Source organism: Pseudomonas sp. R4-15 (assembly GCF_055768815.1).
On the sequence record NZ_CM147293.1, the window covers coordinates 4,362,206 to 4,376,327 of the forward strand.

At 68.3% G+C, this 14,122-nt stretch carries 14 protein-coding genes; 7 read left to right on the forward strand and 7 right to left on the reverse strand.

The features are described from left to right. The first annotated feature begins 3 nt into the window (after nucleotides 1–3). Nucleotides 4–1,038, forward strand: coding sequence for a DNA polymerase III subunit delta (gene holA, locus ACYRGX_RS20995; protein ID WP_473054356.1), 1,035 nt, complete (start codon nucleotides 4–6; stop codon nucleotides 1,036–1,038). Between the two features lie 130 nt (nucleotides 1,039–1,168). After that, nucleotides 1,169–2,446: a lytic murein transglycosylase gene (locus ACYRGX_RS21000; protein WP_473054357.1), complete on the forward strand. Its 1,278-nt coding sequence runs from the start codon at nucleotides 1,169–1,171 to the stop codon at nucleotides 2,444–2,446. A gap of 101 nt (nucleotides 2,447–2,547) precedes the next feature. Here the strand turns inward: ACYRGX_RS21000 and tcdA are convergent, their stop codons facing one another. Continuing rightward, nucleotides 2,548–3,354, reverse strand: coding sequence for a tRNA cyclic N6-threonylcarbamoyladenosine(37) synthase TcdA (gene tcdA / locus ACYRGX_RS21005; RefSeq protein ID WP_473054358.1), 807 nt, complete (start codon nucleotides 3,352–3,354; stop codon nucleotides 2,548–2,550). Between the two features lie 143 nt (nucleotides 3,355–3,497). Here tcdA and pgm point away from each other — a divergent pair, with 143 nt between their 5' ends. Continuing rightward, nucleotides 3,498–5,162 carry a phosphoglucomutase (alpha-D-glucose-1,6-bisphosphate-dependent) gene (gene pgm / locus ACYRGX_RS21010; protein WP_473054359.1) on the forward strand — a complete coding sequence of 555 codons (1,665 nt, stop codon included), beginning with the start codon at nucleotides 3,498–3,500 and terminating at the stop codon, nucleotides 5,160–5,162. 84 nt (nucleotides 5,163–5,246) lie between these two features. On the opposite strand, the gene ACYRGX_RS21015 is transcribed toward pgm, so the two are convergent. The 4 genes from ACYRGX_RS21015 to ACYRGX_RS21030 form a co-directional block, all read right to left on the reverse strand. Further along, the gene (locus ACYRGX_RS21015) at nucleotides 5,247–5,837 is read right to left on the reverse strand and encodes an HAD family hydrolase (RefSeq protein ID WP_473054360.1); all 591 of its coding nucleotides are present in this window, start codon (nucleotides 5,835–5,837) and stop codon (nucleotides 5,247–5,249) included. Beyond that, on the reverse strand, nucleotides 5,834–6,706 hold the full coding sequence (gene tesB / locus ACYRGX_RS21020; RefSeq protein ID WP_473054361.1) for an acyl-CoA thioesterase II: 873 nt from the start codon (nucleotides 6,704–6,706) through the stop codon (nucleotides 5,834–5,836). The genes ACYRGX_RS21015 and tesB overlap by 4 nt, the downstream gene beginning before the upstream one ends. A gap of 114 nt (nucleotides 6,707–6,820) precedes the next feature. Then, the gene (locus ACYRGX_RS21025) at nucleotides 6,821–7,441 is read right to left on the reverse strand and encodes a GNAT family N-acetyltransferase (protein ID WP_473054362.1); all 621 of its coding nucleotides are present in this window, start codon (nucleotides 7,439–7,441) and stop codon (nucleotides 6,821–6,823) included. Then, the gene (locus ACYRGX_RS21030) at nucleotides 7,441–8,016 is read right to left on the reverse strand and encodes a GNAT family N-acetyltransferase (RefSeq protein ID WP_473054363.1); all 576 of its coding nucleotides are present in this window, start codon (nucleotides 8,014–8,016) and stop codon (nucleotides 7,441–7,443) included. Before ACYRGX_RS21030 ends, ACYRGX_RS21025 begins: the two co-directional genes overlap by 1 nt. Nucleotides 8,017–8,094: 78 nt before the next feature. Here ACYRGX_RS21030 and ACYRGX_RS21035 point away from each other — a divergent pair, with 78 nt between their 5' ends. The 3 genes from ACYRGX_RS21035 to ACYRGX_RS21045 are packed head-to-tail and all read left to right on the forward strand — an operon-like array spanning nucleotide 8,095 to nucleotide 11,037. Continuing rightward, nucleotides 8,095–9,015, forward strand: a complete 921-nt coding sequence (locus tag ACYRGX_RS21035) for a histone deacetylase family protein (protein WP_473054364.1) — start codon at nucleotides 8,095–8,097, stop codon at nucleotides 9,013–9,015. 59 nt (nucleotides 9,016–9,074) lie between these two features. Then, the gene (locus ACYRGX_RS21040; protein ID WP_473054365.1) at nucleotides 9,075–9,755 is read left to right on the forward strand and encodes a DUF4396 domain-containing protein; all 681 of its coding nucleotides are present in this window, start codon (nucleotides 9,075–9,077) and stop codon (nucleotides 9,753–9,755) included. Nucleotides 9,756–9,804: 49 nt separating this feature from the next. Next, nucleotides 9,805–11,037 (forward strand): TIGR03862 family flavoprotein, encoded by a 1,233-nt coding sequence (locus ACYRGX_RS21045; RefSeq protein WP_473054366.1) that lies wholly within the window; start codon nucleotides 9,805–9,807, stop codon nucleotides 11,035–11,037. Between the two features lie 26 nt (nucleotides 11,038–11,063). On the opposite strand, the gene ACYRGX_RS21050 is transcribed toward ACYRGX_RS21045, so the two are convergent. Together ACYRGX_RS21050 and ACYRGX_RS21055 are read right to left on the reverse strand one after the other, a co-directional pair. Next, nucleotides 11,064–12,407, reverse strand: coding sequence for a DEAD/DEAH box helicase (locus ACYRGX_RS21050; RefSeq protein WP_473054367.1), 1,344 nt, complete (start codon nucleotides 12,405–12,407; stop codon nucleotides 11,064–11,066). A gap of 76 nt (nucleotides 12,408–12,483) precedes the next feature. Beyond that, complete coding sequence (locus ACYRGX_RS21055) at nucleotides 12,484–13,107, reverse strand: DUF2076 domain-containing protein (protein WP_473054368.1); 624 nt, start codon at nucleotides 13,105–13,107, stop codon at nucleotides 12,484–12,486. A 183-nt stretch (nucleotides 13,108–13,290) separates the two neighbouring features. Here ACYRGX_RS21055 and ACYRGX_RS21060 point away from each other — a divergent pair, with 183 nt between their 5' ends. Beyond that, nucleotides 13,291–13,944: a hypothetical protein gene (locus ACYRGX_RS21060; RefSeq protein ID WP_473054369.1), complete on the forward strand. Its 654-nt coding sequence runs from the start codon at nucleotides 13,291–13,293 to the stop codon at nucleotides 13,942–13,944. Nucleotides 13,945–14,122: the final 178 nt, after the last annotated feature.

A 14,122-nucleotide genomic window follows, 5' to 3' on the forward strand; every position in this document is an offset into this window, starting at 1 on the left:
GCCGTGAAGCTCAACCCGGGTCAGCTCGGCAAACAGCTGGACAGCGGCCTGGCCGCGGTCTATGCCGTCAGTGGTGACGAACCGCTGCTCTGCCAGGAGGCCGCCGATGCCATTCGCGCGGCCTGCCGCGCACGCGGCTTCAGCGAACGCCAGGTGCTCAACGCCGAGGCGAACTTCGACTGGGGCCAGCTCCTGGAAGCCGGCAATACCCTCTCGCTGTTCGCCGAGCAGCGCCTGATCGAACTGCGCCTGCCGTCCGGCAAGCCCTCCGACAAGGGCGCCGCGCTACTCGAATACCTCGCCCGCCCGCCGCAGGACACGGTACTGCTGCTGAGCCTGCCGCGCCTGGACGGCAGCACGCAGAAGACCAAGTGGGCCAAGGCACTGATCGACGGCGCCGACTGCCAGTTCCTGCAAATCTGGCCGGTAGACGTACACCAGCTACCCAACTGGATTCGCCAGCGCCTGGCCCAGGCCGGACTCTCGGCCACCCAGGATGCGGTGGAGCTGATCGCAGCGCGCGTCGAGGGCAACCTGCTCGCCGCCGTGCAGGAAATCGAGAAGCTGCGCCTGCTCGCCGAAGGCAACCAATTGGACGTGGAACAGGTGCAGGCGGCGGTCGGTGACAGCGCGCGCTTCGACGTCTTCGGCCTGATCGACGCCTGCCTCAATGGCGAGGCCGCACATGCCCTGCGCATGCTCGAAGGCCTGCGCGGCGAGGGCCAGGAACCGCTGTTCCTGGTCGCCATGCTCGCCCGCGAACTACGCCAACTGGCACAGCTCGCCCACCTCCACGAACAGGGCGTGCCGCTGGATCGCGCCTTCGGCCAGATGCGCCCGCCGGTCTGGGACAAACGCCGCCCATTGCTCGGCAAGGCGTTGCAACGGCACCCCGCGCAACGCTGGTCGCAACTGCTCGGCGAGGCCCAGGTGATCGACGCCCAGGTCAAGGGGCAGGCCCCCGGTTCACCCTGGCAGGGGCTCGCCAGCCTCTGCCTGCACCTGGCCGGCAGACGCCTGGCGCTGCCCAGCGCCTGATCCTGCCAGGGTCTATTGCCGTTTCATTCACGAGCCACGTATGAAACGGCAATAGACCCTAGCGCGCCCCACTGAAAGCCGGACGCGCCTCGTGCTATCGTGAGCACAGCCGATCATCGAAGAGATATCAATGTCTTACCAACGCCAAACCGGTCTGCTCCTGGGCTCGCTGCTGGTCGCGGCGAGCCTCCTGCCCGTAGCCGCCTGCGCCAGCCGCGACGAGACCCCCGCACCCACACCCAAGGTCGCCAACGTCGCCCCCGCAACACCGAGCCCAGAAGAAGTACCGACCCTGAGCTTCGCCCAGTGGCGCGACAGTTTTCGCCAGGAAGCGCTCGCAGCAGGCATCAGCACGACGACCTTCGACCGCGCCTTCGCCGGGGTGGACATCGACCCGGCGGTGATCCGCGCGGACCGCAGCCAACCTGAGTTCACCCGGCCGATCTGGGAGTACCTGGATGGCGCGCTGTCGCCGATCCGCGTCGCCAAGGGCCAGCAACTGCTCAACGAGAACGGTCCGCTGCTACATGCCATCGAACAGCGCTACGGCGTCGATCGTCAGGCGCTGGTGGCGATCTGGGGCATGGAGAGCAACTTCGGTCAGATCATGGGCGACAAGTCGGTGATCCGCTCCCTGGCCACCCTCGCCTACGAGGGACGCCGCCCGGTCTTCGCCCAACAGCAACTGCTCAGCGCGCTGCGCATCCTGCAACATGGCGACGTGCGTCCGGAACGCATGATCGGCTCCTGGGCCGGCGCCATGGGCCAGACCCAGTTCATCCCCACCACCTACGACAGCCACGCGGTCGACTTCGACAACGACGGTCGCCGTGATATCTGGGACTCCTCCGCCGATGCGCTGGCCTCCGCCGCGCATTACCTGCAAGCCTCGGGCTGGCAGATGGGACAGCCCTGGGGCTTCCAGGTCGAATTGCCGAAAGGCTTCGACTACGCCCTGGCCGACCCGCAGATCCGCAAGCCGGTCAGCGAATGGCATGCGCTGGGCGTGAAAGGCGCCCAGGCCAGCGCCGAGGACCCGCGCATCGCCCAGTTGCTGCTGCCGGCCGGGCATCGTGGCCCGGCCTTCCTGGTGCTGGACAACTTCCGCGCCATCCTGCGCTACAACAACTCCACCGCCTACGCCATGGCCGTGGGTCTGCTCTCCCAACGCTTCGGGGGGGCAGGCCAGGTCAATGGGGAGTGGCCACGCGGTGATCGCCCGCTATCACGCAGCGAGCGCATCGAACTGCAACAACGGCTGGCCGCCGCCGGTTTCGACCCGGGTGCGGCAGACAGCATCATCGGCGCCAACACCCGTCAGGCGATCCGCGCCTACCAGCAGCAACTCGGCTGGCCGGCGGACGGTTACGCCGAACAGCACCTGCTGGAAGCACTGCGCCAGCAGTAAAGGCCCGGCGCTCTCCCGCAAGGGAGAGGGAGCACCCGTGTCCAAGCCCGCATGAATAGCCCCTCTCCCCTCGCGGGAGAAGGGGAACCAGCGTACGCCAGTTACCGCGCCTTGCGCTCCGAAGGTCGACGGCTGCCGGCCACCAGTTTTTCCACCGCGCGGGTGGCGGCGACCATGCCGAAGGTGGCGGTGACCATCATCACCGCGCCGAAGCCGCCGGCGCAGTCCAGGCGCACGCCGTCGCCCACGAAGGCCTTGCTCTGGCAGACACCGCCGTCGGCAGTCGGGTAGCGCAGCTGCTCGGTGGAGTACACGCAGGGCACACTGTAGTAGCGCCCCGGCGTACGCGAGAAGCCATAGTCGCGACGCAGCAGGCCACGTACCTTGGCGATCAGCGGGTCGTTGACGGTCTTGTTCAGGTCCGCCACGCGCACCTGGGTCGGGTCGACCTGGCCGCCCGCGCCACCGGTGGCGACCAGGCCGATCTTGCGGCGCTTGCACCAGGAGATCAGCGCCGCCTTGGACATCACGCTGTCGATGCAGTCGACGACGAAGTCCAAGTCCTCGTGGATCAGATCGGGAATGTTCTCGCGGCTGACGAAGTCCATCACCTCGTGGACCACGCAGGCCGGATTGATCGCGCGGATGCGTTCGGCGGTGACCGTCACCTTCGGCCGGCCGACCTCCGGTGTCAGTGCGTGTGCCTGGCGGTTGGCGTTGCTCACGCAGACGTCGTCCAGGTCGATCAGGGTGATCTCGCCGACGCCCGAGCGCGCCAGGGCCTCGGCCACCCAGGAGCCGACGCCACCGATACCGGCTATCGCCACGTGCGCCGCGGCCAGGCGCGCCAGGCCGTCGCGACCGTAGAGACGGGCCACCCCGCCGAAGCGTTCTTCGTCCAGTTCCATGCTTACCTCGCAATGCGCCGCGCATTATTCCAGCCCGCCCGCGACGATGGAACATCCCTAGGGCAATGCAGTCCCCTTGCCTGGCGCCCGAGGGCATGTTCAGCTTGTCGGGTTTTTATCGCATGCCTACGAAGGAACGCCCCATGAGCATCGCCCCGAGCGCCGGCCAGTTGCCCGCCGCACACGAGCTGACCAACCTGCCACGGCTGGTCTCGCGCTACTACAACCTGCGCCCGGACGTCAGCGACCCGGCGCAGCAGGTCGCCTTCGGCACCTCCGGGCATCGCGGGTCCTCGCTCAAGGGCAGCTTCAACGAATGGCACATCCTCGCCACCACCCAGGCGATCTGCGATTACCGCGCAGGGCAAGGCATCGACGGTCCGCTGTTCCTCGGCATGGACACCCATGCGCTGTCCGAGCCGGCCTTCGCCTCGGCACTGGAAGTGCTCGCCGGCAACGGCGTGCATGCGCTGATCGACGCCGGTTGTAGTGAGACCGCCGGGCAGCCCGGCTACACGCCGACGCCGGCGCTGTCCAACGCCATCCTCGACTACAACCGCGATCGGCGCGACGGGCTGGCCGACGGGATCGTCATCACCCCCTCGCACAACCCGCCGCAGGACGGCGGCTTCAAGTACAACCCGCCCCACGGCGGTCCGGCGGACACCGACGTCACCCGCTGGATCCAGAACCGCGCCAACGAACTGCTCGGCGCCGAGCTCAAGGGCGTCAAGCGCGTCGCCTTCGAGCAGGCGCTGAAAGCCCCGACCACCCGCCGCTTCGACTTCATCGATCACTACGTCGGCGGTCTCGCCCAGGTCATCGACCTGGCGGCGATCCGCGACTCCGGCCTGCGCCTCGCGGTGGACCCGCTCGGCGGCGCCGGTGTGCACTATTGGCCACGCATCGCCGAGCGCTATGGCCTGCCGCTGCAGGTGCTGTCCAGCGAGGTCGACGGCACCTTCCGCTTCATGCACCAGGACTGGGACGGCAAGATCCGCATGGATTGCAGCTCGCCCTACGCCATGGCCGGGCTGATCGCCAACAAGGACACGTTCGACGTCGCCTTCGCCTGCGACACCGACCACGACCGCCACGGTATCGTCGCCCGCTCCACGGGCCTGCTGAATCCCAACCACTACCTCGCGGTGGCCATCGACTACCTGTTCACCCACCGCCCACAGTGGTCGGCCAGCGCCGGCATCGGCAAGACCCTGGTGTCCTCGTCGATGATCGACCGCGTCGCCGTCGGCATCGGTCGACCGCTGGTGGAAGTGCCGGTGGGCTTCAAATGGTTCGTCGACGGCCTGCTGGAAGGCTCGCTGGGTTTTGGTGGCGAGGAATCCGCCGGCGCCTCGTTCCTGCGCATGAACGGCGCGCCCTGGTCGACCGACAAGGACGGCCTGATCCTCGGCCTGCTCGCCGCCGAACTCACGGCGGTGACCGGCAAGGACCCGGGCGATCGTTACCGCGAACTCACCGAACGCTTCGGCGCGCCGGTCTACCAGCGCATCGACGCCGCCGCCGACCGCGAGCAGAAGGCGCGTCTGGGCAAGCTCTCCGCCGAACAGGTCACGGCCACTGAACTCGCCGGCCAGCCGATCACCCGCATCCTCACCCATGCACCGGGCAACGGCGCGGCCATCGGCGGGCTGAAAGTGGAAACCGCCAACGGCTGGTTCGCCGCACGACCGTCGGGCACTGAGGACGTCTACAAGATCTACGCCGAGAGCTTCGACGGCGAGGCGCACCTTTCGCGCATCCAGAGCGAAGCCAAGGCGCTGGTGGATGCGGTGCTGGCCGGTTAAGTCAGGCGCTCCAACGCCAGATCAGGTGGAGGCTCGCCGAGCGATTCTCCACCTCACAGGCCTACCTAGCCGGCATGCGACGGTTCAGGATTCGAGCAGCGCGCGCAACGCGGCGCAATCGGCGACGTGCAGGTCGGTCAGCTCCGGCCAGAGGTTTTCCGGGCCGACCAGCACGGAGCGCGCCCCGGCTGCGCGGGCGCACTCCAGGTCATGACGGAAGTCGCCGACCATCACCAGCGCCTGCGGCTGTACCTGCCAGCGCTCGGCCAGTTGCAGCAGGCCCGCCGGACGCGGCTTGGGCGGGGCTTCGTCGCGCCCCAGCACGTCGCCCTCGGCGAAACAGTCGGCCAGGCCGATCGCTTCCAGGGTGATGAAAGCCAGCTCGCGGGCGTTGCGCGTGAGGATGCCGACCTGGCAACCCTCCTCGCAAAGGTACTGCACCAGATCGGCGGCACCGTGGGCGAGATTGGCCGAGCGCGCCAACTCGCGCTCGTGCTCGAGTAGCCAGGCACGCTTGGCCGTCGCCTGCTCGGCGGGCAGCGCCGCGAGGTGGTCGAGGATGTCATCCTGCGCCGGAATCTCCAGGGCACGGCGGATCGCCGCGAAGTCATGCACAGCAACCGTCAGGGTGCCATCCATGTCGAATACCCAATGCCGCGCCTCGCGCAGGTTCACCGGCGCGCCTCGCGACGGCGGATGAGCCCCTCCTGAGCGACCGAAGCCACCAGCCGGCCACTGCGGTCGAAGATGCTGGCACGGTTGAAGCCTCGCGAATTGCCGGCCCAGGGGCTGTCCATGACATAGAGCAGCCAGTCGTCCATGCGCAGCTCGCTGTGAAACCACAGCGCGTGGTCGATGCTGGCGATCTGCATGTCGCGATCCCAGAAGGTCGCGCCATGGGGCAACAGCGAGGTGGTCAGCAGACCGAAGTCGGAGGCGTAGGCAAGCAAGTAGCGATGCAGCGCGGGATCATCCGGCAGCGTGCCCGAGGCGCGAAACCAGACCTGCTTGACCGGATCCTGGGGCTGCGGTGAAAACGGGTCGCGCAGCGTCACCGGACGCACCTCGATGGGTTTGGGCGAGAGCGCGGCTTCGCGCAGGCGCTCGGGCAGCCGATCGGCGATGCGCGCAGCCAGTTCCACCTCGTTCGCCAGCCCATCAGGCCCCGCCACGTCGGGCATGCTCACGTGCTGGTGGGCAAAGCCCTCCTCCTCTCCCTGGAACGATGCGCTGCAGAAGAAGATGGTCTGTCCCTTCTGGATCGCGGAGACACGGCGGGTGCTGAAGCTGCCGCCGTCACGCACGCGATCGACCTGGTAGACGATCGGCAGATTGGCGTCGCCAGGGCGCAGGAAGTAGCCGTGCAGCGAGTGCACCTTGCGCTCTCCCTCCACGGTGTGGCTGGCCGCGGCCAGCGACTGGCCCAGCACCTGGCCACCGAACAGTTGGCGAAAACCCAAATCCTGGCTGGCACCGCGAAACAGGTTTTCCTCGATGGGCTCCAGGCTCAGCAGGGCGACCAGATTCTCCAGTACACGACTCATAGGGGCTCCTCGATCCGACCCGCCGACAAACATGCGGCGCAGTGTAACGTGCGGCCACGCCCGGCTCGACGATAAAAGAAAACAGAATGAACGGCGGATCGGCCAGAGGCGCTGTCAGAGACGACAGCCACCGGCCTGAACGGTGCCGCCCAGGCGCTCGCCTAGATCGGCACGCAGCGGCGCCTGCCATTGCAGGCGGCTCAGCTCGAACAACTGGTGACGCCGCAGCGCATGCCCGGGCGCCAGCGCCGGATGTTCGAAGTCCCCGTCGGCCACTGCCTGCATGCCCAGGCGCTGCATCAGCGCCAGCGAGCGCTCGTTGCAACTCGGTGCGAAGGCCACCAGGCGTTCCTCGCTGAGCCGCTCGAAGGCGAAATCGATGCACAGCTGCGCGGCCTCGCGGGCATAGCCCTGCCCCCAATAACGCGGGGCGAGGCGCCAGACCAGCTCCACCGCGGGCGCGAACGGCGCATCGATGGCACACCGCCAGAGCCCCACCAGACCAATGAACTCAGCCTCGCCGGGCAATTCCACGCACCACAGGCCGAAGCCCTCGCGGGCGAAGTGCTCGCGGATGCGCTGTGCCAGCGCTTCGCTCTGCGGCCAGGTGAGGCAGGCCGGGAAGTGCCGCATGACCTGCGGGTCCGCGTGCAGGGCGGTGAAGGGCGCACGGTCCGAGTCGCGCCAGGGGCGCAACAGCAGACGCTCGCTGCATAACGTAGGGATCGTGTTCATCAGGCTACTCGGTGATTGCCGCGCTTCCATTGCCGGCGCGACAGACGATACAGCAGATGGTGACGCAAGGGATGACCGGGCGGCAGCCAGGGGTGCTGGAAATCGTCGCGCGCCTCGTAGCGCATACCCAGTCGCTCCATCAACGTCAGCGAAGAGAGGTTGGCCGGCACGCTGAAGGCGACCACCTCCTCGACCTGCAGACGCTCGAACGCGAAGGCCAGCGCGGCCTGCGCCGCTTCCTGCGCATAGCCCTCGCCCCAGTACTCCGCGGCCAGGCGCCAGCCGATGCTCAAGGCGGGCGCGAAGTGTGCGGGAAACTCGCACCACTGCAGCCCCGCATAGCCGATCGGCGAGCCGCCACTGCGCAGCTGCAGCGCCCACCAGCCATAGCCATGCTCGACGAAATGAGCCTGCATCTCGGCCAACTGCGCGTCGCTTTCGCGCGGCGTCAGCGGCCTCGGGAAATAGGCCATCACCCGCGGATCGCCGCTCAGTGCCGCGAATGCCGCGCGATCGGCGTCGCGCCACGGACGCATCAGCAGACGCGAAGTATGCAGGCTGATTGCATCGGCCATCGTTGTTCCCTTGCTCGCTTTGCTCCAGCATGGGACCACCTCAACCCCTCTGCCGTTCGGCGTTGGCTAGGAGACGAGATGCCGCTACCGCTGGTCTACCACCCCGACTACAGCCCGCCGCTGGCCGAAGCGCATCGCTTCCCGATGGCCAAGTTCCGCCTGCTCGCCGAGCATCTGACGGCCAGCGGGCTCTGTCGCGCGGAGGATTACCAGCGTCCCGAGCGGTGCTCCGAAGACATTCTCGCGCTGGCACATGACCGTTCGTATATCCAACGCTACTGCCAGGGCGAGATGACCCGCGAAGAGCTGCGCCGCCTCGGCCTGCCCTGGACCCCTGAGCTGGCACGACGCACCGTGCGCGCGGTAGGCGGCTCGCTGCTCACCGCCGAACTGGCGCTGCGCCATGGCCTGGCCTGCCACCTGGCCGGCGGCACCCATCATGCGCATCACGACTTCGCCTCCGGCTTCTGCATCTTCAACGACCTGGCGGTGATCGCCCGCTACCTGCTGGCCAGCGGCCGCGTCGACCGGGTGCTGATCTTCGATTGCGACGTGCACCAGGGTGACGGCACCGCGCGCATTCTCGAAGACGACCGCGAGGCGATCACCGTCTCGCTGCACTGCGAGCAGAACTTCCCCGCACGCAAGGCCCGCAGCGACTGGGACATTCCTCTGCCACGCGGTACCGGCGATGCGCACTACCTGCATACGGTGGACGAGGTGCTGGGCTACCTGCTGCCGCTGCACCAGCCCGATCTGGTCCTCTACGACGCCGGCGTCGACGTGCATGCCGCCGACGCCCTCGGCTACTTCGAGCTCAGCGACGCCGGCATCAGCGCCCGCGACCGGGCGGTGCTGCGCCACTGCCTCGGCCGCGACATCCCCGTACTGGGCGTGATCGGCGGCGGCTACGACCGTGACCGCGCGGCCCTCGCGCGCCGCCATGGCCTGCTGCATCACGCCGCGGCGCAGGTCTGGGGGGAATTCGGCCTGAATTGAATCCTCGTCCCCGCGATGGGTCAGCACACCTGACACGTCTTGTTACGAGGGCCCTTGGAATGTCCCCACCCGCCTGGCTGCACACGCTCGCCAGCGTTTCACTGGCAATCGCCCTGGCCTGCGCGCTCTGGACGCTCTATGACCTGCGTCGCCGTCCACAGCCGATGGCCATCATGAACCCGGTCTGGCCGATCACCATGCTCTGGGCCGGCCCGCTGGGACTGCTCGCCTACCTCTGGTTCGGCCGCACGACGCCACACCAGCAGCACCATGGCCATGACCACGCAGGCGCACCGGGCTGGCAGAGCGCAATCAAGGGCGCCACCCACTGCGGCGCCGGCTGCACCCTGGGCGACCTGATCGCCGAACTCTGCGTCCTGCTGGTACCCCTGAGCCTGTTCGGCGAAGCGGTGTTCGGCACCTGGGCACTCGATCTGTGCCTGGCGTTTGCCCTGGGTATCGTCTTTCAGTACTTCAGCATCAAGCCGATGCACCAGCTCTCGCCGGGGCAGGCGCTGGTCGCCGCCGTGAAGGCCGACACGCTGTCGCTGCTGGCCTGGCAGCTCGGCATGTACGGCTGGATGGCGATCAGTCTGTTCGTACTGTTCTCCGAACAGACGTTGCCCAAGAGCGGCCCGGTGTTCTGGTTCATGATGCAGCTGGCCATGCTGCTGGGGCTGCTTTGTGCGCTACCGGTGAACGCCTGGCTGATCCGTCGCGGGATCAAGGAGGCCATGTAGCGAACGGGACGCTAGAATGTGCTCCCTGTTTTCAGCGTGAAGCTCGTCCATGTCCATCTCCCAGCCCTCCCGCGTCGCCGTCATCGGCGGCGGCCCCGCCGGACTGATGGCCGCCGAGGTGCTCGCCGCTGGCGGCGTCGCCGTGGAGCTGTTCGACGCCATGCCCTCGCTGGGCCGCAAGTTCCTGCTGGCCGGCGTGGGCGGCATGAACATCACCCACTCGGAGGACTTTCCCGCGTTCGTCGGCCGTTATGGCGAGCGCCGCGAGGAGATTGGCCGACTGCTCGCGGGTTTCGACGGCCCGCGCCTGCGCGCGTGGATTCACGGGCTGGGCATCGACACCTTCGTCGGCAGCTCCGGACGGGTCTTCCCCACCGACATGAAGGCCGCCCCGCTGCTGCGCGCCTGGCTGCGCCGCCTGCGTGAGGCCGGCGTGCGACTGCACACCCGCCAGCGCTGGCTAGGCTGGAATACCGACGGCAGCCTGCGCCTGCAGGGCAGCGAGGGCGAGCGCGCGCTACAGGTCGACGCCTGCGTGCTGGCCCTGGGTGGCGGCAGTTGGGCACGCCTGGGCTCCGATGGCGCCTGGCAACCCTGGCTGGCCGAGCGCGGCGTCGAGGTCACGCCTCTGGCACCGAGCAACTGCGGTTTCGACGCTGCCGGCTGGAGCGAACACCTGCGCCAGCGCTTCGCCGGCGCACCGCTCAAGCAAGTGGCCCTGGCGCTGCAGGGCGAGGAGCCGCGCATCGGCGAGTTCGTGCTCACCGCCGGTGGCGTCGAGGGCAGCCTGGTCTATGCCCTTTCCGCGGCGATCCGCCGACGCATCGAGCGCGACGGCGAGGCACTACTGCAGTTGGACCTGCTGCCGCAGTGGCCATTGGAGAAGATCCAACGCGCCCTGGCCAAGCCACGCGGCTCGCGCTCCTGGTCCCGGCACCTGCAGGGACAACTGAAGCTCGACGGCGCCAAGGCGGCGCTGTTGCGCGAGCTGGCCGCCGACGCCTTCGACGATCCCGCGCGCCTGGCGCGAGCGGTCAAGGCCCTCCCCGTGCGCCTGCTGGCGCCACGCCCGCTGGACGAAGCGATCAGCAGCGCCGGCGGAGTACGCTTCGAGGCCATGGATGCTGCGCTGATGCTGCGCGCCCTGCCCGGCGTGTTCTGCGCCGGCGAAATGCTCGACTGGGAAGCGCCCACCGGCGGCTACCTGCTCACCGCCTGCTTCGCCAGCGGCCGCGTCGCCGCCCAGGGCGCACTCGACTGGCTGGCTCGCAAGCGGACCTAGGCGAGATCGCGCATGCAGCCGCCGCGCTAGCGGGGCTTGCGCTTCGGTTTGCCGGCGCTGGTCAGCCCCGGTGCGCGGCGCACGGCCTTGACCGCGGGGGCGGCGGTGTCTTCTTCGAACCAGTTGCCCAGATGGATGCGGCCCTTGCCGGCGGCCTGTCCGGGCACCTTCTTGACCTTGGGCTTCTTGGGTTTCTTCAGCACTTCGCCGCCGGCACGGGTCTGCGGCACCCGGTGATCGGGCTCGAAGCCCTCTTCGTCGTGGCGTGGCAGGACCTGGCCGATCAACGTTTCGATGGCCGCCAACTGGTCCACCTCATCGGCACACACCAGTGAGATCGCCTCGCCGCTGGCGCCGGCGCGGCCGGTACGACCGATACGGTGCACGTAGTCTTCGGCCACCGTCGGCAGGTCGAGATTGACCACCTGCGGCAGTTCCTGAATGTCCAGGCCGCGCGCCGCCACGTCGGTGGCCACCAGCACCTGCACCTCGCCGGCCTTGAAGCGCTCCAGCGCGCGCAGGCGCGAGGCCTGCGGACGGTCGCCATGGATCGCGTCGGCGGCGATGCCTTCGACCTGCAGGATCTCCACCAGTGCCTCGACGCCCTTGCGGGTCTTGCCGAAGACCAGCACCTGGCGCCAGCCATGCGCCGCCAGCAGGTGCAGGAACAGCTCGCTCTTGCGCTTCTTGTCCACCGGGATGAGCCACTGACGCACGCTCTTGGCGGCGCTGTTGCGCGGCGCCACCTCGATCTGCGCCGGATCGCGCAGCAACCCGGTCGCCATCTGCCGCACGCGCTCGGAGAAGGTCGCGGAAAACAGCAGCGTCTGCCGGCGCCGGGGCAGCGCGGCGAACAACTGGTCGAGTTCGTCGGCGAAGCCGAGGTCGAGCATGCGGTCGGCTTCATCGAGCACCAGCGCCTGCAGTGCGTCGAAACGCACGGCGTTCTGCCGATAGAGGTCGAGCAACCGACCCGGCGTGGCGACCAGGATGTCGAGGCCCTTGCGCAACGTCATCATCTGCGGATTGAGGCTGACCCCGCCGTACACCGCGTAATGCCGCAGCGGCAGGTTCTCCAGCAGGCCCTGCATAGCCTGGCCGATCTGCTCGGCGAGTTCACGGGTCGGCACCAGCACCAGCGCGCGCACGCCATTGGCCGGCGCCGCGGCGCCCTGCTGCAGCAGGCGCTGGGCCAGCGGCAGGACGAAGGCGGCGGTCTTGCCGGTGCCGGTCTGCGCCGCGGCGAGGACGTCGCGGCCTTTCAGCGCGGCGGGAATCGCCTGCGCCTGCACCGGCGTGGGCGCGGTGAAGCCGAGGCCTTCGAGGTTGCGCAACAACGGGTCGAGCAGACCGAGTTCGGCGAATGTCATGGCGGGGTCTCCGGCAGCGGGCGCGCAGTTTAGGGGCTGTACGAAAAATCGTCGAGCCGCCGCCCGTGGCGCGCCCTCAGATGAAGCCGTTGTCGTCGAAGTCGTCCGGGTAATCGTCGAAGGACGCGTCCTGCATGCTGTCATCGTAGCCCGAGCCGTCCTGCCAGCGCTGCTCGGACAAGGCGTTGTCCAGCGGCGGCTGCTGGATGACCTCGACGATATCGTCCGGGCGATGGTGATCGAACAGGTTCATCAGCAGGTTGCCCACCATCATCCCGCCGGCGACCCCCGCTGCCGTTTGCAGCGCGCCGCCGAGGAAGCCGCTGCCGCGCCCGGGCATGCCTGCGGAGGGCGCTGACGGCGCGGGCTCGCGCCAGCCGCGCTCGGCATTGGACGCCGCGGCAGCGGGCGCCGAGGCACCACCGAAGAGCCCGGAGAGGAAGCTACCGGAGCCCTGCGCACGGCCGTTGCGCAGCGTCTCGACCTCGCCCTCCAGCGACCGTACCCGGGCCTCCAGGCGCTTGAGCGCGGCCTCCTGCACGAGGATCGCCTGCGCCATGTAGTAAGGCGCCGCCGGCTGCTGCGCCAGGTGCGACTCGATATGGCGCTGCGCCTCGGCATCGCGTGTTTCGGACGCCTGCTCGGCCTGGCGCAGACGCGCGAAGAGACCGTCGATCAACTGCTGTTCCTGGGATTGCATGGCATGACCTCGTGAAGGATGCGAAGAAACACCCTCGAGAGTGCGCCTGACCAGCGCGTTTTCAAGGCATCCGGGCAACACAACGACAATCGTTCCGCCAGGGTTCAGGCGTCCGCCGCGGTTTGCGACCTGCATGGCTTGGGCTAAAGTGGGCGCCCCGTCCCATCACCCCTCGAACGCTTCATGAATCCGCTGTCGATCCTGCGCGACGCCTGGTACTTCGTCCGCCGCAACTGCTTTTCCATCCTTGGCCTGTGCCTGCCGCTGCTGCTGCTCGAAAGCCTGGCGCGCCAGGGCTGGCATGCCTGGCATGGCGAGATGCCCGCGCCGTTGCACGATCTGGCGCTGGGGTTGCTGTTCTACCCGCTGTACACGGTATCGCTGATCCTGTTCCTCGACGCGCGCAGCCGTGGCGAGCGACCTGGAAACGCACAACTCTGGGCGGCGGCGCTGCAACGCTGGCCGCTGTTCGCCCTGCTCGCCGGGATCAGCTCGCTGCTGATCATGCTTGGCGCCTCGCTACTGGTGCTGCCGGGGCTCTGGGTGATGGTCAAGCTGGTCTATGCCGAGTACTTGCTGGTACTGGAGAACGAGCCACCGCTGAGCGCCATCCGCCGCAGCATGGCGATGACCCAGGGGCAATTCCTGCCGCTGCTGGCGTTGCTGCTGTGCATACTGGCGCCGCTCTGGCTCGCCGATGCCTGGCTGGCGGAACTCGGCCAGCGCCAGGGCCCCAGCCTACTGCTGGTGGCCCTGGACCTGGCGCTGGGGGTGCTGCAACTGTTCCCCAGCATCGTCATGTTCCGCCTCTACATGCTGCGCCGCGAACAAGCCTGAGCCCGCAGCCGATGTAAAGACTGTCAGCGTTTCGCCACCTTTGGCCGCGCCCCTCGGCCCATAGGGTCTGTTCCCGCTTCATTCACGGCCGCGCCGGTGCCTAACCGCAGGCCATTTCTGGCGAGAACGCGGGGCGGCCATCCGCGGTTCGCGAGTGAAACGGGAACAGACCCTAGGG

Bases quoted from the DNA above. Each gene is read 5' to 3' on its own strand.
- ACYRGX_RS21030 (WP_473054363.1), bottom strand. From the start codon at position 8,016: ATGGCCGATGCAATCAGCCTGCATACTTCGCGTCTGCTGATGCGTCCG.
- tcdA (WP_473054358.1), bottom strand. From the start codon at position 3,354: ATGGAACTGGACGAAGAACGCTTCGGCGGGGTGGCCCGTCTCTACGGT.
- ACYRGX_RS21000 (WP_473054357.1), top strand. From the start codon at position 1,169: ATGTCTTACCAACGCCAAACCGGTCTGCTCCTGGGCTCGCTGCTGGTC.
- ACYRGX_RS21045 (WP_473054366.1), top strand. From the start codon at position 9,805: ATGTCCATCTCCCAGCCCTCCCGCGTCGCCGTCATCGGCGGCGGCCCC.
- ACYRGX_RS21060 (WP_473054369.1), top strand. From the start codon at position 13,291: ATGAATCCGCTGTCGATCCTGCGCGACGCCTGGTACTTCGTCCGCCGC.
- ACYRGX_RS21055 (WP_473054368.1), bottom strand. From the start codon at position 13,107: ATGCAATCCCAGGAACAGCAGTTGATCGACGGTCTCTTCGCGCGTCTG.
- ACYRGX_RS21035 (WP_473054364.1), top strand. From the start codon at position 8,095: ATGCCGCTACCGCTGGTCTACCACCCCGACTACAGCCCGCCGCTGGCC.
- tesB (WP_473054361.1), bottom strand. From the start codon at position 6,706: ATGAGTCGTGTACTGGAGAATCTGGTCGCCCTGCTGAGCCTGGAGCCC.
- pgm (WP_473054359.1), top strand. From the start codon at position 3,498: ATGAGCATCGCCCCGAGCGCCGGCCAGTTGCCCGCCGCACACGAGCTG.
- ACYRGX_RS21025 (WP_473054362.1), bottom strand. From the start codon at position 7,441: ATGAACACGATCCCTACGTTATGCAGCGAGCGTCTGCTGTTGCGCCCC.
- ACYRGX_RS21050 (WP_473054367.1), bottom strand. From the start codon at position 12,407: ATGACATTCGCCGAACTCGGTCTGCTCGACCCGTTGTTGCGCAACCTC.
- ACYRGX_RS21040 (WP_473054365.1), top strand. From the start codon at position 9,075: ATGTCCCCACCCGCCTGGCTGCACACGCTCGCCAGCGTTTCACTGGCA.